The 24,162-nt window shown below is 66.3% G+C and carries 13 protein-coding genes; 10 read left to right on the forward strand and 3 right to left on the reverse strand.

What is annotated here, in order from left to right; all coding sequences use genetic code 11:
- Window positions 1-150 precede the first annotated feature (150 nt).
- From ACIGNX_RS22040 to ACIGNX_RS22065, 6 genes are all read left to right on the forward strand, one after another.
- Window positions 151-3,540: an AAA domain-containing protein gene (locus ACIGNX_RS22040; RefSeq protein ID WP_396542653.1), complete on the forward strand. Its 3,390-nt coding sequence runs from the start codon at window positions 151-153 to the stop codon at window positions 3,538-3,540.
- Window positions 3,533-4,942, forward strand: a complete 1,410-nt coding sequence (locus tag ACIGNX_RS22045; protein ID WP_396542542.1) for a hypothetical protein — start codon at window positions 3,533-3,535, stop codon at window positions 4,940-4,942. The genes ACIGNX_RS22040 and ACIGNX_RS22045 overlap by 8 nt, the downstream gene beginning before the upstream one ends.
- A gap of 450 nt (window positions 4,943-5,392) precedes the next feature.
- Window positions 5,393-5,578, forward strand: coding sequence for a hypothetical protein (locus tag ACIGNX_RS22050; protein ID WP_396542543.1), 186 nt, complete (start codon window positions 5,393-5,395; stop codon window positions 5,576-5,578).
- 4 nt (window positions 5,579-5,582) lie between these two features.
- The gene (locus ACIGNX_RS22055) at window positions 5,583-6,359 is read left to right on the forward strand and encodes a hypothetical protein (RefSeq protein ID WP_396542544.1); all 777 of its coding nucleotides are present in this window, start codon (window positions 5,583-5,585) and stop codon (window positions 6,357-6,359) included.
- A gap of 1,277 nt (window positions 6,360-7,636) precedes the next feature.
- Complete coding sequence (locus ACIGNX_RS22060; RefSeq protein WP_396542545.1) at window positions 7,637-11,095, forward strand: pPIWI_RE module domain-containing protein; 3,459 nt, start codon at window positions 7,637-7,639, stop codon at window positions 11,093-11,095.
- 558 nt (window positions 11,096-11,653) lie between these two features.
- A complete protein-coding gene (locus tag ACIGNX_RS22065; protein ID WP_396542546.1) occupies window positions 11,654-12,751 on the forward strand; it encodes an integrase core domain-containing protein in 1,098 nt (365 codons plus the stop codon).
- On the opposite strand, the gene ACIGNX_RS22070 is transcribed toward ACIGNX_RS22065, so the two are convergent.
- The 3 genes from ACIGNX_RS22070 to ACIGNX_RS22080 form a co-directional block, all read right to left on the reverse strand.
- A complete protein-coding gene (locus tag ACIGNX_RS22070) occupies window positions 12,726-13,184 on the reverse strand; it encodes a transposase (protein ID WP_396542654.1) in 459 nt (152 codons plus the stop codon). The two genes, ACIGNX_RS22065 and ACIGNX_RS22070, sit on opposite strands and share 26 nt — an antisense overlap.
- Window positions 13,185-13,419: 235 nt before the next feature.
- On the reverse strand, window positions 13,420-14,307 hold the full coding sequence (locus ACIGNX_RS22075) for an Eco29kI family restriction endonuclease (protein ID WP_396542547.1): 888 nt from the start codon (window positions 14,305-14,307) through the stop codon (window positions 13,420-13,422).
- A 290-nt stretch (window positions 14,308-14,597) separates the two neighbouring features.
- A complete protein-coding gene (locus ACIGNX_RS22080) occupies window positions 14,598-16,481 on the reverse strand; it encodes a recombinase family protein (RefSeq protein WP_396542548.1) in 1,884 nt (627 codons plus the stop codon).
- Between the two features lie 224 nt (window positions 16,482-16,705).
- Here ACIGNX_RS22080 and ACIGNX_RS22085 point away from each other — a divergent pair, with 224 nt between their 5' ends.
- The 4 genes from ACIGNX_RS22085 (at window position 16,706) to ACIGNX_RS22100 (ending at window position 24,091) form a co-directional block, all read left to right on the forward strand.
- Window positions 16,706-16,984, forward strand: coding sequence for a hypothetical protein (locus tag ACIGNX_RS22085; protein WP_396542549.1), 279 nt, complete (start codon window positions 16,706-16,708; stop codon window positions 16,982-16,984).
- A 729-nt stretch (window positions 16,985-17,713) separates the two neighbouring features.
- Complete coding sequence (locus tag ACIGNX_RS22090; protein ID WP_396542550.1) at window positions 17,714-21,322, forward strand: beta-galactosidase; 3,609 nt, start codon at window positions 17,714-17,716, stop codon at window positions 21,320-21,322.
- 104 nt (window positions 21,323-21,426) lie between these two features.
- Window positions 21,427-22,665, forward strand: a complete 1,239-nt coding sequence (locus ACIGNX_RS22095) for a cellulose binding domain-containing protein (RefSeq protein WP_396542551.1) — start codon at window positions 21,427-21,429, stop codon at window positions 22,663-22,665.
- A gap of 70 nt (window positions 22,666-22,735) precedes the next feature.
- Window positions 22,736-24,091 carry a cellulase family glycosylhydrolase gene (locus ACIGNX_RS22100; protein ID WP_396542552.1) on the forward strand — a complete coding sequence of 452 codons (1,356 nt, stop codon included), beginning with the start codon at window positions 22,736-22,738 and terminating at the stop codon, window positions 24,089-24,091.
- Window positions 24,092-24,162 lie beyond the last annotated feature (71 nt).

Here is a 24,162-nt window from a genome sequence, read left to right on the forward strand (position 1 = left end):
CGGCAAGCGGTTGGTGAATTGCCCACCGACTTGCTCTTGCATGGGGTGATATTGGCGTTCGGAGCTCGCCGTCCCGCTACCTCCGCTCTACTGGACGTTGTCCTGTAGGCTACCTGCGATTAAGCGGCAAGGGGGCTTGATTTGCGCATTGTGGCCGAGCGGTACATGGTCGCGCCCAACAGCGAGCGATCGGGCGGGCAGTCGATCGTGGTGAAAGCGACGGACGGTCATGCCGGTGGCCATGTCGCACTGAAGTTGATCTCGCGCCGGGATGCCGATGAAACACACCGGATCCTCTTCCAGCGCGAGGTGGAGGCATTGGGCAGGCTGAGCCATCCGAACATCGTCTCACTGATCGACCATGGGGAAGACGAAGGTGAGGACACTTTTTATCTGGTATTCCCCTGGTTTGAAAACCGCTTGCTCGATGTCCTCCCACCGCTCGACGACTTTGGGTGGGACGACTTCGCGGATAAGTGGGGGCTACACCTGGTCGATGCGTTGGCCTATGCGCACGAACGCGACGTCCTTCATCGCGACGTCAAACCCGACAACATCCTGGTCGGTGCCGACTTGGTACCGAAGCTTGCCGACTTCGGGATCAGCAAGATTCGTAGCCAGATAACTCCCGGAGCTACCGTCGCCGCGTTCGCCTCTCCTCCTTTCGCACCTCCTGATTCGACAGACGCGGGCAGAGCCAGCCGTGATGTATGGGGATTCGCGGCAACGGCGGTGCGATGCCTGACAGAAGGCCCTCTTGAGGACTATGCCAGTCTGCACACCGCACTGGCAGAGATCGACGTGCCGCCGGGAATCCTGTCGTTGCTGCGGCGGTGCCTCAGCTACGACCCGGAGGAGCGTCCCGCCAACGCCATCGTGCTGCGGAGCCTATTGCGGGAGATCCAGTCGAAGCGCCAGCGCGCATACATGCAGACGCGCTTCGCTCAATTGCAGGTCAAGGCGGAGCTCGCCGGACTTCTGGCCAAGCCGCCTTTCGATCGCGACACCCAGGCGGTCGAGCGGGCACTAAAAAACGAGTTCGCATACGGTGCGCACCTGGCGCACTATCTCGAACCCGGCACCGGGAAAGTGTCACCGGACACGTACGAGCTCGCAGGCAGCGATCGGCTGCTGCGCCTAGTGGTCTTGAAAGACCAGCCGACGTTCACGGTCACACGCATCAACACCCCCGACGAACCGATCCTCGACAACATCCGGCGGCACGGCTGGCCGGTCGCCGAGGACGTGCAGTGGACCTCTCTTCCGCAGCCGCCCGACGCTGCTCGTGCGACGATGGACGCCATCCTCGCCGCGCTGAAGGAACACCACCTGCGGCTGGACGACGAACGACGTTTCCGCGACGAGAACCTCCTGTTCGACAAGTGGCTCGACCTGCTGGAGGCCAAGGAGGACTTGGAGCGCGAACGCTCAGGCGTCCTGCGCTACACCTCGGTCACAGTGTCGAACCGGCGAGTACGTTTCCACCTCGTCGAAGCACCGGACTCTGAGATCCTCGGCCAAGAAAGGATCTGCCGTGTCCCCGGAAGGACACCGGTAGGCGGCTCCGGTGTTGTTGTGGCCCAGGATGACCGCGTGATCACACTGGCCTACCCGCAGAAGGTCACGAGGATTCCGCAGCGCGGCGAACTGGTTCTCGACACCAGGGCAAGCACGACGGCATTGCGCCGCCAGCAGGACGCGGTCATCAGCGTTCGTTCCCAGATCTCGGTCCGGCCGGAACTACGCCGGCTGCTGCTCGACCCGACCCGCATCACCACCCCGACCGTCGCCATCCAGCCGACCTGGTTCAACGAACAGTTGGACGAGGATAAGAGGACGGCGGTATCCGGAGCACTCGACAGCCCCGACTTCTTCCTGCTCGAGGGCCCTCCCGGTACCGGCAAGACAAGCTTCATCACCGAACTGGTGCGGCAGGAGCTGGCGCGCAACCCGGCCGCCAGGATCCTCCTGGTCAGCCAGACGCATGTCGCTGTGGACAACGCCTTGGTCCGCTTGGCCCGCGCGGGTCTGGACAAGCTGGTACGTCTGGGCAGGTCAGAAGAACTCATCGCCGAGGACGCCCGGCGGCATCTGCTGGAACGGCAGATGCCGGTCTGGGTCGGTGAAATCCACAAGCGTGCCGACGCGCACCTGGAGGAACTGGCCCTGCGGGCGTCCGTGGATCTCGCGCACATCCGCGGCGCGGCGGTCATCCTCGAACTCATCGCTGCCTTCGACGATCAGGCCAGGACGCAGGCGCGGCTGAACGAGATCGACAGCGCCGCCTCCGGCACGACGCATCGCCTTCCTGCGGACCTCGACGAGGAAGAAACCACCTCTCAGATCGCGGCCCTCAACGACCGGCGGCAGGAGCTCGGTGAACGGATTCAGCAGCTGCGGGAGCGCGCCAACTCTGCCTTGGACGGCGCCCTGGACCTGCCGGAGGATTCAACCCGGCAGACCGCTCGCGATGCGTTCGACGCGATCATCAGCGGGGACCGGCAACTGGAGAAGTTGGTCGGAATCCTGACCCTGCAGGCCGAGTGGTTCCAACGCATCGAATCCAGTAGGGAACTGGAAGGTGTGCTGTTGCGCCAAGCCCGTGTCGTCGCGGGGACCTGCATCGGGTTCCTGTCCCATCCCGCCGTTCGGGACCTGGAATTCGACCTGTGCATCCTGGACGAGGCGTCCAAGGCCACCGCGACCGAAACCCTCGTCCCGCTGGCTCGGTCGAAGCGGTGGGTGTTGGTCGGCGACCCCAACCAACTTCCCCCCATGCAAGAGGAAGTACTCGAACACGACGACCTCATGCAGCGTCACGAGCTGGACCGCGCCGACGTCGAGCAAAGCCTGTTCCAGCGCCTGCTCGACCACGCCCCGACACAGGCCCGCCACCAACTGACCCACCAATACCGGATGCACCCGGGCATCAACGACCTGGTCTCGGCCTGCTTCTACGACAAGAGCCTGCTATCCGCGGCCACACCGGAACTCCCGGGATGGGACACCCTGTACAAGCCGGTCAACTGGCTCGACACCAGCGGCTACAAGAATCGCTCCGAGACCCAGGTCGGACAGAGCTGGGTCAACCACTGCGAGATCGGAGCCGTCAAAACAGCGCTGACGACCCTACGCGGCGCCATCGACAGGAGGATCGTTCGTCTTCCCGAGGGGCAGCCCCTTCGGGTACTGGTGCTCACCGCCTACCGCAAGCAGATGGAGGAACTCGACCGGGCACTGGCTGGCCTGTCCACGCCGCTGATGCACATCGAGGTCAACACCGTCGACGCGGTCCAAGGCCGTGAAGCCGATGTCACGCTCTACTCCGTGGTCCGCAGCAACAAGCAACGCAAACTCGGCTTCCTCGGGCCGAGGCACTGGCGGCGCGTCAACGTCGCACTGTCCCGATCCCGCTATGGACTCATCGTCGTCGGCGACGCCCCGTTCTGCGAAGCCACTCCGGGCCCACTGCACGAGGTGTTGACCTACATGCGAAAGAACCCCGACACCTGCCGGATCGGAGCCGCCACGCATGACTGACTCCACCGTCATCGCCGCACGCCGCTACAGCGACCTGCATCCCGGCTACCAACTGGTGCACGCCGTGGAGGCCGCGATCCCCGTCTCCTGGCTCAGGCTCGACCTGATCGCCCAGGAACGCAAGGACCTGCCCGTGGTCGAGGAGTTCGTGCTGCGCCTGTCCGATCAGGGCGTCGATACGATCCAGGAGATTTCCGGAGTGCTGGGCATCGACGCCGAGATCGTCCAGGCCGCAGTCGCCGGTCAACTCTCGGCCGAAACCGTCAGCTACCTGCCCGGCCTCCAAGGCGAACGAACGGTGGTACTCACACCCGCGGGCAAGCGGGCCGTCCAGGACCTGCAAGTCGTGACACCGCGCCGAATCGAACACCAGCGAGCGTTCGACCGGCTGCTGTGGAAACCGACTCTGCACACGAGATCCGAGCTGATCACCCGGGCGCAAGCCGCGAACGACGGCAGGATCATCCTGCCGTCACGGCGTACCAATGAGGTAACTGCCGACGACGTCAGCGCCCGCGCGCTCAACCGCCTGCTCGACGAGCACCACAACGGCAAGGCGCCGGTGGAGGTCCTCGCCGTCGAGGACATCACCCAACAACCCCGGTTGTGCCTGCCGGCAGTCCTGCTCGTCTTCACTGCCACCGACTTCGACGATGTGCGGCTCGGTGTCGTGGTCGACGACCTGTACAGCGAGGACCACCACAAAGCGCTGATCGAAGCTGGCGGTCGCGGCAGGCTCGAGATCCGCGTCGAACCTCCGACCGGCGAGCCCGACCTCCCCGGAGAACTTCTCGATCAACGCGTGTCGCACGAAACCGTGCGCAGCCTGCAACGGCGCGCCGACCCAGCCACGCCGGACGACAATCAGCCCACAGGCCGCGTCAGGACCAAGCCTTCGGCCGACAGCGTCACAGCCCGCACCGATCTGGACACCCTGCCCGTACGTAGTGTGCCCGTTTTCGAACACCGGGATCTGCTGATGAGTGCACTGGACAGCGCCCGCTCCCGCTTCCTGCTCGCGACACCACTGATAAGCAAAGCAGTTCTCAACGACGACATGTTCGCCAAGCTGGAGGTGATGCTGCGCCGCACCGGACTCACCGCGCACATCGCCTACGGCCTAGGACGCGCCGACCAGCGTCACGACGCCGAAGCCGTGAAACGCTTGCAAGCACTCACTCGTCGCCACCGCAACCTCACCGTCGTCGAACTGTCCAGCGAGCAGCCCAACGTCTTGGTGTTCGATGACAATTGGGTGAACAGCAACTTCGACTGGCTCTCGTTCCGAGGAGCACCGACCCGCCCCTACCGCAGGGAGGAAGGCACCTTGGTGCGTGTGAAAAGCGCCGTCGACGAGCGGTACACGCACTACGCCGACCTGATCGACTCACTGGCGCGCTGACCCGGCCCTGCCGTACCTCTCTCTGTCCGTTTCAGTGGCACGGTCGTCGGAACCACGCAAGACCGTCGACTACAAAGTGGACCGTCGCCGTCGGCCGCCGCATGGGCAGCGTGACAAGGGGACACGATCTACCAACGGGCGCTCGACAGGCCGTCGCCCCGAGCGTCCCACTTCATGTTCGACGCGTGTCCGTACAGGCTCCGCCTCCCCGGCGGTTCGTGAGCGGACTCCGGGTGTCAGTGGTGGAGCACCGGGCCGCTGAGCGGTCCTTGCACCCCCACCGACCACAGGAGCCCACGATGCATAGTCGGCGTTACCCGACCCGGTTGGACTACCGCCTGCCCGTCGCTATCGCCCGCACCACCGGGGCCGTGCTCAACGGCCTGCACATCGCGGACGTGCGGCTCTACGAAGCGGTGGGGGGCAGAAGGTGGGGCGCCGCCTCGGTCGATGGCCCTTGCGGAGGGCCTGAAGATCGCGCGTCTGGAGTACCGGTCGATGCACAGGGCGATGCGCCTCGGCCTGCCGGTGCACACCCCCGGCACAGTGGCCATCGGGCTCACCACGGCGATCGAGGAGCGTGCCGACGGGTTTGCCAGCGCCTACGCCGTGCTGGCTCTCGGTGGGCGAGGATGAGCGGATGAACGATGCGTCCGCGGTCTTCCTGCGCGCCCGGCCGGAGCTGGAGCAGTGGCGGCTGCGTCAGAACCGCAATCCGCCCGAACGGCCCGCGCCGGGCAGTGAGCTGGCCGAGGACGACGCCGAGTTCCCGCTGTACCCGATCAGCGAGATCGTCCGCTTCAACCTCATCTCCGCAGGAGAGCACCTGCGGCTGATCCAGGATGGCCTGGCGCGTGGCAACCTCTACTCCGTATCTCAGCACAGCACGGTCCGCGGGGCGCTGGTCGGGGCCGTGCAGGCTATCTGGATCACGGCTTGCGACGAGCCCGCCGCACGACGGCGACGCGGCCACCGACTGATCGCGGAGAACCACCGCCAACTGCTCAACTACCACCGGAACATGAGCGGTTGGGCCGACGACCTCGGCCTGGACACCGACCGCCGGCACGCACTCGACGACCATCTAGCATGGATCCAGTCCCGGCTCGACGAGCTGCGCGCCGTTCAGCCGGACCTGTCCAAAGTCACCACCACCGCCGTGATCGCCGAGGTCACCCCTGTGGCCTTTCCCGCCAGGCCCGCGCTCCAGGCGGAGATGCGATTGGCGTGGAACACACTGTCCTCAGACGCCCACATGCTTCTGTGGGGTGCCACGATGCGCGCCGAGTTCTCCGCACCCCCGTCCGACACCGGCCTATCGGTCGGCGTCACCGGCACCGACCCCGCCCACCTCGCCAACTGGTTCGCGCTGGCTATGCACCTACTGCGCACCGGCTGGTCGCTGTACGACCGATGAAGCACGGCGAACCCGACCGGTGTCGCCGAACGCCTGTAGGCGCATGACTTCGCCTCGGCGGGGCCGTACGCCGTACCAACCGTCGTCGCCCAAGCGGTGCACGTGGCCCGCCCCGTCGCGTTCAGAGCGGTCGTCACGCCGTGCGGCGACGGTGAGCCCGCCGACCGCCCGAGCCGGCCTGTCCCAGTCCGCGAAACAACCGGACCGGATCCTGCGCTACGGACCGTCGTCCCTGGTCACGGCCTTCGCCGATCGGCCGGTCCATCCACCGGCAGCGCGAGGCTACACTCGCCGACCAGCACTGGCGCCGGATCGCGGCCAGCTGTCCGAGAACATGGTCCACGCCTCCCGAGCGGCACCTCGACAGCCCCGTCGACCCCGCTTCGCCACCGGTCCCCGGAAGCCGCCGTCCATCCCATCGGGCCACGAGCAGGATCGCCAGACCGCCGACGAACGACAAATCCAATGAAATTCCGGGACGCAGCGAGCAGTGGCGCGACGGCGGCAGCTCTCGCGCGGCTGCTCGAAGGCATGACCCGCCAGTAGGACAAGGCGTTCGGACGCGGCAAGGCCGCCGCGATCCGGGCCTGTGCTGACAACAGCCGCGTGGTCAACGCCCGCTGCCGGGGTCAGGCGTACGCGGCCGGTGGTTACGAGTTCACCCGAGGGGCGATCATCAGCCGAGCAGCCTTCAAAGGCTGTATAGATAGTTAAGCGCCGCCGACGCTTTCCGCAGTACTGCGGCCAGCAGTGCCGCCTATATACACACTCACTCGGCGCAGACCGAACGCAAGATGATCACCGTCGGATCCGCCTCCGTCGACTCCCACGAATGCCGCACTGCCCGGACCAGGGCAAACTCTGTCGCTTGACAGGTCGGATACTGTGGTTGTGGCTATGTGGGTAGCCATGTCGTCAGGAACTCACCCGGAACGGGTTCTACACAGGGCGGCTGAAGCAACTGTGACCCATACGAACCAGGCATGTCGATGTTCGACGGCACTCGAAGCATCTCTACCGCGCTGAGCCGGGCAGCGGAAACGGGAGAGAGTTGTGCCTTCTTTCGACCTTGCGGCCCTGCCCGCTGCGGCGGCCCGCCCTCTCGTCGTGGCTATCGGCCACCTTCCCATCCTGATCATGGCACTGTGCGCGGTACCGCTCTGGATGATGGCGGTGGTGCAACCGGTGACACACGGCGAGCTTGCCCTGCAGATGCTCCGAGAGCTTCGCGCCTGGAGCCGTGACGTGGTGCGCACCGTGAACGGGACTCGGCCCCGATGAACCGAAGGAACCACGGCATCGAGGCCAAGCACAGGATGCGGTTCACCGGAGAATCCCGCGCACAGGCACGTAACGCGATCAAGGTGCTGGATGCGAACCAGCGCCTGATCCCCGACGCTGTACGCATCGAGCAGCAGAGGGCAGAGTCGGCCCTGCTGAACAGGCTCTTGTACGGTGCTCGAAGCCTGTTGCCGGTGCACCTGTCGCCTTGGTTCCCGCTCGCCGTCGAAGCCGTGCACCCGACCGCGGACGCGTTGCTGGTGATTGTCCCCCGCGTCGCTGCGGACTTCTTCGGCAGGGCGCTGGCAATGCAGGGCATACCTGGCAATGCTCGGCCAGCCGCGGACGAAGTCTCCCTTAGCCGTCGTCACGCCAGCATGTTGCTGTTGACTACTCCGGGCGGGCCAGGAGGTACTGTAAATCTGAAGTGCTTGTGGACGAGCTTGCGTTCGGCGATCGACGCCGATCCCCATGTCTCGACAGCCGCCTCCGATCATCTGAGGTTCGATGCCGGAGCATCCCTCCGACTGGAGCCCACGGAGCATGCGATTCTCAGCTCGTTACTGCGGAGAGCCGCTCTGTTCACAAGATCCGATGCGCTTACATGGCTGTTGGATTGGCATGCCTGGCTGATCGCCGGGCGCCGCGGAGCCGGTCCGCGTCTGCCAGGCGCCCTGGCGGCCGATCTTGAGGATGAGGTTTTCGGACTGTACCCACCTCTATTGGGCAGACTTGGCGTTGTCGAACGACAGCGGCAACCGGAGTCCCGACACGCCTGGCCGGCCGAGAACCAGGAGGTCGAGCCTTCAACCGCGTCCGCCGAGAAACCCACCGTACGCGCGGATTTCGACATGGCCCCCTCGACATCGACGACGACCGATCAGGTGGCGGGCAACGACCCCGATGAGTGGTCGACGCCAACGTCATCCGGCTACAACACCCTCGCAGTGACTGTCCTGCAGTTGGCACCCGAACACGCGCTCGACCACGAGCTCTATGCCATGCGCTTCCCGGCAGCTTGGAAAAACTCCCTGCTGTCACTGGCCCGCGTTGCCAGCCGAACTCGTGTCACCCATCTTTCGATCACCTCGTTGAACGACGCGATCACCGCGGTGCTACCCGACTGCATCGTCGCGGCAAACCGATTCGACGGCAACGACGAAGCCGAACACGACTGGCTGTTCGCCTACCGACCTGTAGCCCCGGCAAGAATCCTCGAACTGGTCGACGCATGGATCCGCGCGCAGAACGGCTCCCAGGAGCACACCGATCGGGCACTGGCCCAGGTGCGCGCAGCCGACCTGACCTGGTCCGCAGTCAGGATCGATACGAACACCCCTCCCGACCGGCTCTTCCGGCTTCTGCCGATGATGGTGGCCAACACGTTGACACGTCCCGATGTCGCTCCGTCCCCAGGCGATCTGCAGTTCCTGCGCGTCCCCTCCGCACAAGGGGCCGAACTCATGTCCTGGCCACCGAGGGGGGTCGAGAGTCAGATGCCGTTCTCCGTGACGATCCGCATCTCACTACACACCAGGCCCTTCGACAGCCACCCCGTGATCCACCTGGCCTTCGGAACACGTCGATGGATGCCAGTACGAGGATGGCTCAGCCCCAACCAGATCTATCCCGTCTACCTCCGATCAGAACCGAATGCGAGCCTACCGCCAGACGACCACCACTTCAGATTGGCGAAGATCGAATACGGCCCGAAGCCGCGGCGCCGAGGGCGCGACGCGTGGCGCCCACGCTGGAACGACGAACTGACCGCTGTACTCAACGAGGCCGGTCAACTGGGCGCCCTGCCCGACGCCGGGCACATAGTCGAGAAGCCCATGGAAGGGCTGTCACCGAACGGAGATGCGGCGGCCCTACCTTACCGATGGGGCATGCTCCCCTGGATCAAGGCCCGCGATGGGCTGTCGGTAACTGACCGCGAAGCACTTCTTTCCTGGGCTGCCAACGAACTTGCCCCAGATCTAGTGCTGAACCCGCTCCTGCTCAGGGTTAGGCGGACGATCTACAAGGGACTAAGTCGAGGGACGCGAAGCTCCATCGCGCCAGAGAACCTGTCCGACGTGGTCGGTTCGTACCTCAACATCGAACTCGTCACCCAATCCGTCGTCACCGCCCAGCACGCCCTGGACCGCTTCACCGAGCGACTCGGGATGCCACTCCCTCGCGCGGACGAGCTCAACGCAACCGAAACCCGGGTATCCGCCGCGCACATCACGATCGGACTCCGCCGCATCACATCGGTACACACCTCGGCTGGTGCCGACGCCGACAACGGTCCGATGCAGGCAACAATCGATGCCAAGATCGACGCCATCACATCGACACTCGGCCGTACCGCACATCCGACGATTACCCTCATCGAACTCGACGAGGCAGACGACACAGGCAAGGGCAGCTACGACAACGACAGCCCGGCTTCCGCACTTCGACAGGCGTTGCTCCGCACCAACCGCCTCAGCCATGTGGTCACCACGCCTACGGTGCCGAACACGCTCCCGCGCCGACAGCAGGACCAGAACAGTCCTGCCACTCACGCACGCTTGTCCAACGCGGTCGACGACCTGCTGCGACAACTCGGACTACGGCCCACCCCTCTGCCCGCCCCGACCCGCGGCACGGTGACACGCCCGCCAGCGCTCGTGGGGATCTGGATGATGCGGCCCGGCCCGCGCACCGCAAACCATCCACAACACGCCATGCCCCTCGCAATCCGCACTACCCCGGACGGACGGCGCATCTTCATCCGCACGCCTACCACCAACTGGCAACCCCTGGCGTCAGCACTGCTGGACCCAAGTCTGCAACTGACCGAGTACGACCACAAGATCACACGAGAGGACTCGATCCGCTTCATCAGGACCACCATCGACGACGTTGTCTCCAACAACCCCGACACGCTCCTGCTGACCCATGCACAGAACTTGCGCCGCACATGGGAGTTCATCAGAGACGACCGGATCGAACACGACACGCTGCAATTCGACGGCGATGCGGGGCCGACGCCGATCTGCGCGCTGCCGGGATTGCGACACGTGCGTGTGCGCACCTCGGAGAACGACGAGACACCAGAGTGCTACGGGATCAAGGGTGAACTCATCGGGCAGTCGTCAGGGCTGTGGATGATGCACGGCCCACGACTGTTCGCCAGCACGGGCGGAAAGCCCGCGACTCATATGGACGCACTCAAAGGACGTTCAAAGATCATGACGGTCTCACGCCATGGTGTACCGACGGAACCCGATCCTCGCGCACCAGTGTGGAACGCAGAGGTCGTCGAACTGCTAGTCGCGGGCCTTCAAGACGGAGATCGACCCGCAGACTGGGCAGCACTAGCCCATGACCTCCGCAATGCCGAACCGTACTCCCCCTGGACGGTCTCCCTGCCATGGCCCCTGCACCTTGCACAACGGATGGAAAGCTACCTCCAAGCTCGCTGACCACGCGGAGACAAGTTCGTCGATTTGAGGAACTGCAACGAGGTGCCTTCTGACTATGTGATCAATCGGTCAGACCAAGCGCCAGATCAAGGGTGCCGATGGTCGAGTTCCGACCAGAACTGACGAGAGATCGCTGCCCATTGTGGACAGTGTGACACCGAAGATCGTCTGTGCTAGGTTCTACGTGTGACACGTCCCCAGGGGGGACGGGCAACACACAAGATCATCGTGGTGACGAGGCGCGGGGATTCGACCCCCCGGTGGGGATGTATCCCACGCGTGGGGGTTCAAGTCCCCCCTCGGACACGCGCACTATTCACACGGCCCACGGGTTTGATGATCACATCAGCCTCGTGGGCCGTGTGCGTGTAGCGAACTTGCAGGTCAACGGCCCTGTAGAGGCTCGCCACGCTCTCTATCTCAGCATCGGCCAACGCTGTGCCTGCCGATAACCTCATCCACGCAGGTAGAGAACGTACGAAGTCCAAGGGAGTTGAGCGTTCACGGGCACGGCCGACATCCGCTGCAACGTCGACCAGCACGGCATGATGAGCGGCTGTGCTGCTCCGACTGGCCTACCTCGGCGTGACCAACGCCTTCGCGCTGCTACGCCTGCTGCCCCAGAGCGATCGGGACAAGGACACAGAGATCCTGGCGCTCCGGCATCAGATCATGGTCCTGGAACGCCAACTCGGAGACGCTCGCCCACGGTTCTCCCCCGCCGACCGGGCATTCCTCGCCGCCCTGCTGCACCGACTCCCGACGCAAGCACTTCGTCGACTCCGGCTGCTGGTGCGCCCGGAGACGATTCTGCGGTGGCACCGCGACCTTCTCGCCCACCGCCACGCGGCGAGATCCCGTCCCAAGCGGCCCGGCCGACCACGAACCGTCCGCTCGATCCGACTCCTGGTGCTGCGCCTGGCACGGGAGAACCCCACGTGGGGTTACCGACGCATCCACGGAGAACTCCTCGTCCTCGGCATCAAGGTCGCAGCCTCCACCGTCTGGCAGATCCTCAAAGACGCGGGAACCGACCCGGCACCCGAACGCATCACGACAACCTGGTCGGCCTTCCTCCGCTCCCAAGCACACGCGATCCTGGCCTGCGACTTCTTCGAGACCACCACCCTGAACGGCACCCGCCTCTACGTACTCGCGGTGATCGAGCACGCCAGCCGCCGGATCCGCGTCCTCGGCGCCACCGCGCACCCGACCGCCTCCTGGGTCACCCAGGCCGCCAGGAACCTCGTCATGGATCTTGAAGAGGCGGGTGGTTCCGCGCGGTTCCTGATCCGCGACCGGGATGGAAAGTTCCCCGCCCTGTTCGACGCCGTCCTCGCCGACGCCGGTATCCAGGTCGTCCTCACCGGTGTCCGGATACCGCGGATGAACGCGATCATGGAGCGTTGGATCCGCAGCTGCCGACGCGAACTCCTCGACCGCACCCTCATCTGGAACCGGCAGCACGTACTCCACGCCCTACGCGAATACGAGAGGTACTACAACACCCACCGCCCCCACCAAGGCATCGACAACGCCCGACCACTACGCGCCCTGCCACCAGCCGTCACCGATCAAGCAGCGATCACCAGACTCGACATCCGCCGACAGCAACGACTGGGCGGCATCCTCAACGAGTACCAACACGCCGCCTGACCAGCACGGACGTCATTTCGGCAAGCACAACGCCGCCGGCGTGCAGGATGCGGCGCAGGGCCTCCCGGCTGATCGCGGCGACGGTGCCGCGGTCGAGCAGGTGGTCGCGCAGCTTGGACAGCGACCAGGTCGAGAACGCGGTGATGCCCCGGGAGGCGGGGGACGTCCGGGCGATCAGGCAGATCCGCCGCCGGACCGCCTCACCGATCACCCTCGGGCGTCCCCCGCTCCATTTTGGGTCCAGTGCCGCGAACCCCCGCTCGTTGAACGCGTGGATCACATCACGCACATAGTCGGCGCTGACCTGCATCAACGACGTGATGTCCGGGACCGCCTGCCCCTGGGCGGACATCAGAACCACGATCGCCCGACGCAACCGCACCGGGTCCTTCGCGGTCCGACCGATCCGGGCCAGCTTGCGGCCTTCCTCCATCGACAACGGCCGGACGAACACCTCCGGACGACGACCCACAACCACCTCCCGCTCGACATGGGAGGACCAGCCTGGCCTGTCAGCCAACCGGGCCGATTAGCGGGTCAACGTTCCGAGATGCAGCACTAGGCACCGCACGTCCGCTACGCCATCCTTATGTAACTGAACGCTTCGGCTCAATACGTGCCAGTACTCCGATGCCGCAGTGAACCTTCCCGGCCATTAATCGGCGAAATTACATCGTATCCTGATCTTCTTCAGACAATAGATCTTCGTTCTCAAAAAGGGCCTCCTGCTCGGATACGCAACGATATCTCGGGACCTCAATCCCAAGCCGATCAACCTCCCGGAGAAAACGTCGTTCATCAAAGACTCGCATTCTTCTATCTTTATCATCCTTTCTAGCCGGGGCCCATATTACCGAAGGCCTTTCGTTCTTGAGTTGACGAAGTTTGCCATCTCGCGAAAACTCATCGTTCATCAAAGAGATTTCGATCCCTCGCTTGATACGCGATCTCATCTCTTCCAGCGTTAGACTGCGATTAGGCAGGAGACCGGCCCGCTCTCTGCCCGGATGCACCGTATCCCATACCGAGCGGGCATTAGCGCGAGCAGTGCCTGGTGGATTTGATCCAAATCCGTTGGCTATTGTGTTCCACAGTACAGGTCGATACTCTCGCAGCAGTGCACGCTCACCCAAAACGATCCAGGCATCATCAAGTGATAGATATCGCACCCGGAAATCGCTTAACCGGAAGACTTTTTCTTTATCGAACTTTTCAACTTCAAGCAATGAATTTGCATGTTTTGCAATCCGGGCGTGCAGTTTCATTGCGCTATAATCAGGCTCGTAACCATAGCTACTGTTTCCGGCCTCCGCTTTCCCGACATAAAGAGGAATGTATCGCCCCTGGTTGAAGGCGTCGACTATCGGTGAGTAATCAGCGATCCGGTTCCCAGTATAGTACAGAGCGTAGAGCCCCGCACCGCTAAATTGCTCAAGCGGAAACGTTAGTAGTTCCTGGGCTTCAAGTTGCCATCGGAGGATCGACCCGATAGCGATCGGGTTGAGAGGATTAAAACGTACAGGGTCGAATGGCACAAGGCGGTCATCTGCGAGCATACCGCCACTATAGTATGTTACTCTATGACAAGAAGCCCGAGTCGACATGTTACTCTATGTAATCCAGAGTAGGTGCTGCCAGCCTGCTTCGGCAGGCGACGGCGTTGAGACCGCAAATACGCAGCCTCAACGCCATACAGCCTTAAATGCGACAGGAAATTTTGAACGTACGGTCGCGCGTCACACAACGGCTCGATGGCGAGTCGACTGACTGCTTGCTTGAAAAGCAGCCATTCGGAGCCTTGTGGATAGTGTCGGACACATAATTCGCCCCGCGAGATATTTCCAGGTCACCTGGGAGGCTCGTGGGGCTTTGTGTTTCCCGACCCTGCTTCGAGCCTACCTGATGGTCGCTGCTCGTAGGGTGTCTGCCGGTGCGAGGGCAGGAGCAGTGGACGGCGTCCGGCTCGTCGTCCCACGACCTGTCGACCGCAGTCGCCGCCGTGCTCGCCCGGCGGCGGGTACCCCGCTCCCCCGGCCCGGAATACGTCCCGCGAGCGGGTGGTGCGAAGAGTGACGTGGAACCCGGTCTGCCGGTGCCGACGCTGGGGCGCTGCCGGAGTGAGCGGTCGCCGGAGAGGCTGGCGCGTGGGGCGAGTTCTGTCAGCCGGTGCATCGACCTGGTCCGGGGGCGCGTCGGGCTGGCCGGCCTCCGAAGCCGTCGCACGACTCAAGGTCAGCAGGAGTTGTTCACCTGCCTCTCCACGATCTCCGATCCCGGTCCCGCCATGGAGAGGCTGCGGTGCCAGGCGCCTGCGTGATGTGCGCGCTCGGCCGGTGGTGCCGCGGTCGACCAGAGCGACCCCTGCGGCGTCGCAGCGGAAGACGAGTCCGAGCTCGTCGACCAGGCGTGCGGTGTGCTCCGGGCGGAGGTTGTCGGCGATGCCCACGGCGGTGAGGTGTGCGGCGATGCGGCCGAGAAGGTGGTCCTCGCGCAGGTAAAGATTGCCCGGCGCACCCTCCGGTCGAGAGCGGGCGCTGGTGTGACCGTGACGGCAGCGGTACGCGGCGCGGCCGTGGGAACGGTGTGAATCCATCTTCCGCCCGCACAACCCGCACTGGAGTCGGCCCGCCAACAAGTAAACGCACTCGCCGCCATCGGCGTCGGCACGGCGGGTGCTGTTCCTGGTGGCCTGGATGGTCTGGGCGGTGACGAAGTCCTGTCCGGACACCAGTGGCGTGTGGGCGATGCGGGTCGAGATCGCCCAGACGTGCTGATCGTTTCGCACGCTGGTCCGACGCCCGCTCGGCAAGCGGGTGGCACGGTCGGCGCTCGTGCGGTTCCACACCTGACGACCGGTGTAGCGCGGATTGCCCAAGATCTCCACCACTGTACGCAGCGACCAACCCGCATCGACCCGACCCCGGTCCCGTTCCGCATCCGCGCTCGACGGACCGGGCACGGACTGCTCGTTGAAGTGACGGACGATACCCGCGGCACTGTGCCCGGCCAGACGTAAGGCGAAGATCAGCTTCACGGTGGGAGCGGTTGCTGGGTGCGGCACCAGCCGCTGCTGCCGCACCCCGCGCCGCGCCAACGCCCGATTCGGATGCGGCCCGGCATCAACCAGACGGTAACCGTACGGCGGCCTGCCGCCCAGGTAGCGCCCCTGCTCGACGGTCTGCATCCGCATCGCGGTGACAACCCGGTGCCGAGAACGCAGCACCTCCGTGAGCGAACGCTTCGCCAGCAGCGACAGCAACGCTTCATGGGCAGGATTGCCGAAGTCCACCAGCCCCTCGGCCTCCGGCAACCACAACTGCACCCCATACCGCTCCAACACCGCACGCAGCTCCCACACCTGGGCGCCGTCGAGGAACGCACGCTCGTACTCCCCCACCACCACCGCGTCAACCAGGTCCGCGTTCGCCGCGATGTAGCGCAACATCGCCGCCGCCCGAGGCCGCAGATGCCACGGCACCTGACGCGAACACCCGACCTCGAAGTACTCCCCCACAATCGCGCCGTGCCCGCCAGTGAGCCTGCGCGCGACATCCAACTGCCACGCCCGAGAGGTACGCGGGTCCTGGTGCTCACGGGTGGAAGCGCGACCGTAGAACAGGAACCGCGGACTTCCGACCGGAGTGGCGTCCATCGCCGGGATGCCCGGTGGGAGACTGGCGGCGATCCACTCGGCAAGCGTGGTGGGAGCCGGCGGGGTGGATATCGTCATAGCACGCTCCTCGACCCGGACGGGGATTTGGACGGCGAGGCGACGAGTCGATCAGACCGCACTGACGAGGGATTGCAGAGATACCCCCGAATGGATCAGTCGATGGTCTTCGGGCATTGACCTTGGACCTGGTCCGATGAGCTGGTCGGCAGGCCGGTCCTCCAACGTTCATCGGGAGGTGCTCGGGGTCGTCATACTGAGACGCCCCAGAGGCCATAGGTGGCGTGGCCGTCGAACTCGGCGGTCAGCAGCACGGCGCGATCGTCTTCTCCGTGCCGGGACTGCTGCGGATCACGGCCGACGAGCAGGCGCTCGATTCTCTCGCAGTCGTGCGCCGCCTGCTGGAAACCCTGATGGTGGCGCGCTGCGGCGACTGCCCGGCTGTCAGGCCCGACGATCGGCCTGACCATCGACCCGGTGCGCTGAGCAGGGGACAGGTGTCCGCCCGGATCTCATCCGACGCGGCCGGGCGCTGCCGTACCCGTCCGCCCGGTCGCCGATAGTGGCGGACTCCGCAGCTGGCGGTGGCTATCCGCGCGCCGCGCTCCGTCCCCGCCGGGTCGACCCACGGTCGCAGCGCGGCTCGGTGTGTGGACCTTCTCCGGCCATCACCGGCGACGGCAGCCCCCAATGGCACATACTTTGGTTCGTTGCGAAACTTACTCTTGGCTTCGTCGATCCTCCCTGTTAGCGTCGACACCGAGGGCCTCGTACCAGGCTGGGACCACCGTCCACCACGCCACCTCCCCCGTTCCCACATCGCCGTGAGGTCAGGGATGATCCAGACAGTTCTTCGCGCGCCGATCACATCGGCGAGGAGTCGCCGCCAAGCCGGTGGTGGACGGTCCTCGCGGGCGACGACCGACCGATGATCCGCGCAGCGCGATCCTGACCGGGCGGGCCGACGCGCCTCCACCGGCGTCAAAACATCAGGCCCGCCTTCATGAGGTCGGTCCACGGCGATGACGAGGTAACCGACTAGACCAGCGGACAGTGCCCACTGCCGCGGTCCCACGGCGATGCCGCACGCGCTGCCGCGGAACCGCAGCGGCACGGCACCGACGCTGCCCCTGGCCCTCCCCTGCTTCGACCACGCTCTCCCGCTCGTCGAGCACGAGTGGCGAGCGCCATCGAACCCGTCCCGAACCGCCTTGGAGAAACTCATGCCCGGACGGACCAGGAGATCCCGCATCAGGTGCCTGGCGGCAGCCGCGGTAACGACGCTGGCGCTCGTGACACCGCACGCGCAGGCCGAGCCGGCCGCGGAGTCGCAGCCGGCGGCCGGGCAGTCCCACACCGTGGGCTATGACCGGCACTCGTTCACGATCGACGGCAAGCGGTTGTACCTGTGGTCCGGTGAGTTCCACTACTGGCGGCTGCCCAGCCCGGATCTGTGGCGCGACGTGCTGCAGAAGATGAAGTCGGCCGGGTTCAACGCCACCTCGATCTACTTCCACTGGGGCTTCCACTCGCCCAAGCGGGGCGAGTACGACTTCACCGGGCTGCGGGACGTCGACCGGCTGCTGGATATCGCCGAGGAGGTCGGCATCTACGTCCTGGCGCGACCCGGTCCGTACATCAACGCTGAGACCGACTCCGGCGGCCTGCCCGTGTGGTTGATCAACTCACCAGCCCGGGACCGCAGCAACGACCCCGACTACATCGCGGCCGTGGACGAGTGGCTGGACCACATCAACCCCATCATCGCCCGCCACCAGCTGACCGACAGCAGTGGGACGGTCATCCTGTACCAGAACGAGAACGAGTTCGGCGACCGGTCCCCCGGCGGCGTCGCCTACATGACCCACCTCCAAGAGCGGGCGCGGGCGGACGGCATCACCGTGCCCACGTTCCACAACACGGCGGGCACCGGGCCCGTCTGGGTGCCGGGCACGCCGGGCGCACCCGACCTGTACTCGTTCGACCTCTACCCGCAGGGCTTCAACTGCTCGTCCCCGCAGACCTGGTCGCCCTTGCCGGACCTGACGCCCGTGCGCGAGCACTCGCGCAACGGGCCGCTGTTCACCGCCGAGTTCCAAGGCGGCTCGTTCGACTACTGGGGCGGCAACGGGCGGGAGAAGTGCCGCGAGCTGACCGGTCCGGCGTTCCAGCGGGTGTTCTACGAGCACAACATCGCCTCCGGCGTGACCGCGCAGAACTTCTACATGACCTACGGCGGCACCAACTGGGGTTGGATCGCCTCCCCCGGACAGACGTACACCTCCTACGACTACGCGGCGGCGATCAGCGAGGAGCGGCAGCTCACCGACAAGTACGCCGTGCAAAAGGAACTCGGCTACTTCCTCCAGGCCGTCACGCCGATCACCAAGACCGAGGCCACGCCGGACGTCCCGGCGTCCGATCCGGCCGTGACGGTGAAGAGCCTGCGCAACCCCGACAACGGCACCAGGTTCCTCATCCCCCGGCACACCGACGCCACGTCCACGGCCACGACCTCCTTCACGGTGCCGATCGGCGACGACCCGGCGGTGCCGATCACCCTGGCCGGCCGCGACTCGAAGCTGCTGGTCGCCGACTACGACCTGGAGCGCCAGCGCCTGGTCTACTCGACCTCGGAGATCATGACCCACCTGCGCTCCGGGGACCGCGACATCGCGGTCCTGCACGGCCGCAAGGGCACCGAGGGCCGCACCGTGCTGGAGTACTCGTCCGAACCGGAGGTGACCGTGCTGTCCGGCCAGGCCCGGTCGACCTGGGACACCGAGCACGGGCGGCTGCGCCTGGACTACGCCCACGACGGGCTGGTGGAGCTGCGGATCAGCGGCGGCGGGCGTCCCGACCTGCTGTTGATGCTCGGCGACGACGCGCGGTTCGACCGGTTGTGGACGCAGTCCACCGACGCGGGCCGGGTGCTCGTGCTGGGTCCGGCCCTGCTGCGCACCGCGAGCACCGAGCGCGGGGTGCTCGAGCTGACCGGTGACACGGACGCCACCACGACGACCCGGGTCTGGGCGCCGACCGGCACCCGCCGGGTGATCTGGAACGACCGCGCCACCGCGGCGGTGGTCGACCGCACCGGCGCACTGGCCTTCCGGCTGCGCGGACCGGCCGAGGTGACCCTGCCGGAGCTGACGGGGTGGCGGCGCTCGGAGCCCGATCCGTCGTCGGCGCTCGGCTTCGACGACTCGGGGTGGACGATCGCGAACAAGACCACCACGGCTAATCCCAACCGGCCGGCGACCGGCCAGCCCGTGCTGCACGCCGACGAGTACGGCTACCACCACGGCGACGTCTGGTACCGGGGCCACTTCACCGCCGAGGGTACCGAGAAGACCGTCAGCCTCAGCGCGATGACCGGCACGGCCGGCGCCTGGTCGGTGTGGCTCAACGGCTCCTTCCTCGGCACCGTCGACAACGGCGGCGCGATCGGGTCGTTCGACGTCCCCGCCGACCTGCTCCGGCCCGGCCAGGACAACGTCATCGCGGTCCTGGTGCGCAACATGGGCCACAACCAGACCTACGGCAACAACGCGCACAAGGAACCCCGCGGGGTGTTCGGCGCCCGGCTCATCGGCTCGGACGCCACCATCACCTGGCGCCTGCACGGCAACACCGGCGGCGAGGACGGCCTCGACGACGTCCGCGGCGCCTACAACAACGGTGGTCTGCACGGCGAGAACGCCGGGTACCCGCTGTCCGGCTTCCCTGACCGGAAGTGGACCGCGACCACCCTGCCCGCCACTCAGGAACCCGGTGTCGCCTGGTACCGCACCACCGTCGACCTGGACCTGCCGCGCGGCCAGGACACCCAGGTGAGCCTCGTGCTCGACGACGACAAGGCCAAGCGCTACCGCGCCCTGGTGTTCGTCAACGGCTGGAACATCGGCCAGTACGTCAACCACATCGGCCCGCAGACCGAGTTCTCGCTGCCCACCGGCGTGCTGGACCCGAACGGCCGTAACACCGTCGCGATCGCCTCGTGGGCGGCCGAACCGGGAGTCGGGCTGGGGAAGGTCTCGCTGCGCGCCACGGGCACCGTGCTCGGAGGCGTCGAGGTCGGCCGACTCCGCGCCCCGTCCTACGACCCCCGCACCTATGCCCAGCCCGTCGGCAGCGGCAAGGTGGAGGTCACCGCGCCGAAGACGGTCGACGCTGGCGCGACGGTGACGGTCCAGGCGCGGTACACCCCCGCGGCCGATGCCCGGGACGTGAAGCTCCGCCTGGACGCCTCGACCGGTTGGGCGGTGACCTCGCCCGTGGAGGTCTCCCTGGGCGAGGTCCGCGCGGGCCGCGCGGTCACCGCGACCTGGCAGGTCGTCGCACCGGCGAACGGTGAGCCGCGCATCGGCGTGTTCACCGCCACCGGCAGCGCCCGGCAGCGCGGACGGGCCACGAGCACCGCCGGAGCCGCCACGACGGTGGTGCCTATCCCGCCGCCCACCGGCACCGCCTACGTCAGCGACATCGGGTTCACCGCGGGCAACGGCTGGGGCCCGGTCGAGCGCGACACCTCCAACGGCGAGGCCGGCGCCGGTGACGGCAAGCCGATCACCATCAACGGCACGACCTACGCCAAGGGGCTCGGGGCGCACGCCAACGGGGAGATCCAGATCTTCCTCGGCGGCAACTGCTCGCGCCTGACCGCGGTCGTGGGCGTGGACGACGAGGTCGGGTCCAACGGCACCGTCCGGTTCGCCATCGGCGGCGACGGCACCACGCTGGCCGAAACCGACACCCTCACCGGTAACGACCCCGGCCGGCCGATCACCGCCGACCTCACCGGTGTGCAGTGGGTCAGCCTGCTGACCACCGACGCCGGGGACGGCAACGGCTCCGACCACGCCGACTGGGCCGACGCCGTGCTGACCTGCGCGGACTAGCCGGTACCGACTGGCACCGGGTTCTCAGTCGACCGGCCGGCGGGGAACCCGCCTCGACCGACCGGCCTACCAGCAGTTTCCCAACCCGAAGGAGGAACGACCCCGTGCCCAGGATCGACACCCTTGCCCGGCGCTCCGCCGCGATCGCCGCCGCCGCGGCGTTGGCCGTCACCACCGCGGCGCTGGTCGGCTCCCAGTCCGCGGCCGCCACCACCGGCTGCCGGGTGGACTACGCGATCTCGTCGCAGTGGCCGGGCGGGTTCGGCGCGACCGTGGCCGTCACCAACCTTGGCGACGCCGTCACCGGCTGGCGGCTGTCGTGGACCTTCCCCGGCGACGAGCGCATCACCCAGTCGTGGAACGGCACACACACCCAATCGGGCAAGCAGGTCACCGTGGCCAACGCGTCCTGGAACGGCGGCATCGCCACTGGCGCGACGGCTTCGTTCGGCTTCAACGCCACGGCCGGCTCCGCCCCCGCAACCCCCGCGGTGTTCACGCTCAACGGGGTGACCTGCACCGGCTCCACCACCACGACGACCACCTCCACGACAACGCAACCAGGCCGTCCCATGGTGGAGAACAACTTCGCGGTGACCCGTGAAGGCGCGTACGGCGACAACCGCTACACGGTGTTCCGCCCGTCGAACCCGCAGGTCGTCGGCGGGGCGCTGCCCGTGCTGGCTTTCGGCAACGGCGCGTGCGCGCACACCGACAACAGGGAGGTCACGCAGGCGCTGACGTTCATCGCGTCCAAGGGCTTCGTCGTGGTGGACACCGGCTCGGTCGACGGCTCGCCCAACGGCGTGCCCAGCGGCTCCCCCATCCCGTCCCTGCTGACCGGCGCCATCACCTGGGCCGAGCGGGAGCACAACCGACCCGGCTCCCCGCTGGCCCAGCGGCTCGACCTGACCAGGGTCGCCACCGCCGGGCACTCCTGCGGCGGCCTGGAAGCCCTCGTCGCCGCCCAGGACCGCCGCGTGGACGCCGCGGTCTCGCTCAACAGCGGCTTCTTCGCCGACGGCTCCTTCGGCTACTCCCGCTCCGAACTGGGCAAGCTCCACACCCCCGTGATGTTCCTGGACGGCGGTCCGTCCGACGTCGCCTACGACAACACCCGGGCCAACTACAACCTGGCCACCGTCCCCGCCATGCTGGCCGAACACCCGCAGGCCGGGCACGTCGGGTTCATCACCGGCAGCCAGCTGACCGAAGGCATGACCGCGGTCGTCCACTTCCTCGACATGGTCCTCAACAACAACCAGACTGCCCGCTCCTACATCCTCGACCCGTCCGGCCTGGCCTCCAGGTCACCGTGGGCGGTGTCCAGGAAGAACTTCTGACCGGGACGACCGCTCCTGGTCGAAGGCCCCCGCCATGTCCACCTGTTCCCACATCGTCGTGGAGTCCAAGATGATCACAAGAGTTCTGCGTGCCCTGCTGGCGTTGGCGGTGGTCGCCGCCGGGATACTGGTGGCGGGCAGTCCCGCCCAGGCGGCGACCGGCTTCTACGTCAGCAACGGACGGCTGTACGACGCCAACGGCTCGGACTTCGTCATGCGCGGCGTGAACCACCCGCACGCCTGGTACGCGAGCCAGACGCCGTCGTCGCTGGCCGACATCAAGCGGCTGGGCGCGAACACGGTCCGCGTCGTGCTGGACTTCAGTCGCAGCGCTTCCGACATCGCCAACGTCGTGTCGCTGTGCAAGCAGAACAAGCTGATCTGCGTGCTGGAGTTCCACGACACCACCGGTTACGGCGACCAGCCGGCGGCGACCCTGTCCCAGGCGGCCGACCAGTGGATCCGGGTGCGCAGCGCGATCGTCGGCCAAGAGCGGTACGTCATCGTCAACATCGGCAACGAGCCCTACGGCAACAATAACGCCGGCAACTGGACCAACGACACCATCGGCGCGATCCAGAAGCTGCGCAACAACGGCCTGACCCACACCCTCATGGTCGACGGGCCGAACTGGGGTCAGGACTGGTCGGGCACCATGCGCACCAACGCCTCGCGGGTGTTCAACGCCGACTCGCTGCGCAACACCGTGTTCTCCATCCACATGTACGGCGTCTACGGCACCGCGAGCGCCATCACCAGCTACCTCGACGCCTTCGTCAACGCTCGCCTGCCGATCGTCGTCGGCGAGTTCGGCCACAACCACTCCGACGGCGACGTCGACGAGAACACCATCATGTCGGCCACGCAGTCCCGGCGGCTGGGCTACCTGGGCTGGTCCTGGAGCGGCAACGGCAATCCCGTGCAGTACCTCGACATGACCAACGGGTTCAACGCCAACAACCTGACCTCGTGGGGCCAGCGCATCTTCACCGGCGCCAACGGCATCAGGTCGACGTCCACCGAGGCTTCGGTCTACGGCGGCGGTGGCACCGGTGCAACCGCCATCGTCTCGACGCCGGCCAACCGGTGCGTGGACGTGCCGAACGCGTCGCAGACCAACGGCGCCCAGGTCGCGCTGTGGGACTGCAACGGCGGCACGAACCAGTCCTTCACCAGCACGTCCTCCGGTGAACTGCGCGTGTACGGCTCCAAGTGCCTACAAGGGGGCGGCAGCGGCACCGCGGTGTCCATCGGGGACTGCAACGGCACGGCCAACCAGCGTTGGTCGGTCAACGGCAACGGCACGATCACCGACCAGGCCGCCGGTCTCTGCCTCGACGCCGAAGGCGGCGGCACGGCCAACAGCACGCGAATCCTGCTGTGGACCTGCAACGGTGCGGCGAACCAGCAGTGGGCACGCCGCTGATCCGACCCGGTGCCGTGGCGCCCGCCCGTCCTCGGAGGGGCGGGCGGGCGCCACCACGCAGCTGACCACGT

The organism is Actinosynnema sp. NPDC053489 (assembly GCF_044544865.1).
Taxonomy (GTDB): domain Bacteria; phylum Actinomycetota; class Actinomycetes; order Mycobacteriales; family Pseudonocardiaceae; genus Actinosynnema.

Coding starts and splice junctions, on each gene's coding strand:
- ACIGNX_RS22045 (WP_396542542.1), top strand. CDS start 3,533: ATGACTGACTCCACCGTCATCGCCGCACGCCGCTACAGCGACCTGCAT.
- ACIGNX_RS22050 (WP_396542543.1), top strand. CDS start 5,393: ATGGCCCTTGCGGAGGGCCTGAAGATCGCGCGTCTGGAGTACCGGTCG.
- ACIGNX_RS22055 (WP_396542544.1), top strand. CDS start 5,583: ATGAACGATGCGTCCGCGGTCTTCCTGCGCGCCCGGCCGGAGCTGGAG.
- ACIGNX_RS22060 (WP_396542545.1), top strand. CDS start 7,637: ATGAACCGAAGGAACCACGGCATCGAGGCCAAGCACAGGATGCGGTTC.
- ACIGNX_RS22070 (WP_396542654.1), bottom strand. CDS start 13,184: ATGGAGGAAGGCCGCAAGCTGGCCCGGATCGGTCGGACCGCGAAGGAC.
- ACIGNX_RS22075 (WP_396542547.1), bottom strand. CDS start 14,307: ATGCTCGCAGATGACCGCCTTGTGCCATTCGACCCTGTACGTTTTAAT.
- ACIGNX_RS22080 (WP_396542548.1), bottom strand. CDS start 16,481: ATGACGATATCCACCCCGCCGGCTCCCACCACGCTTGCCGAGTGGATC.
- ACIGNX_RS22100 (WP_396542552.1), top strand. CDS start 22,736: ATGATCACAAGAGTTCTGCGTGCCCTGCTGGCGTTGGCGGTGGTCGCC.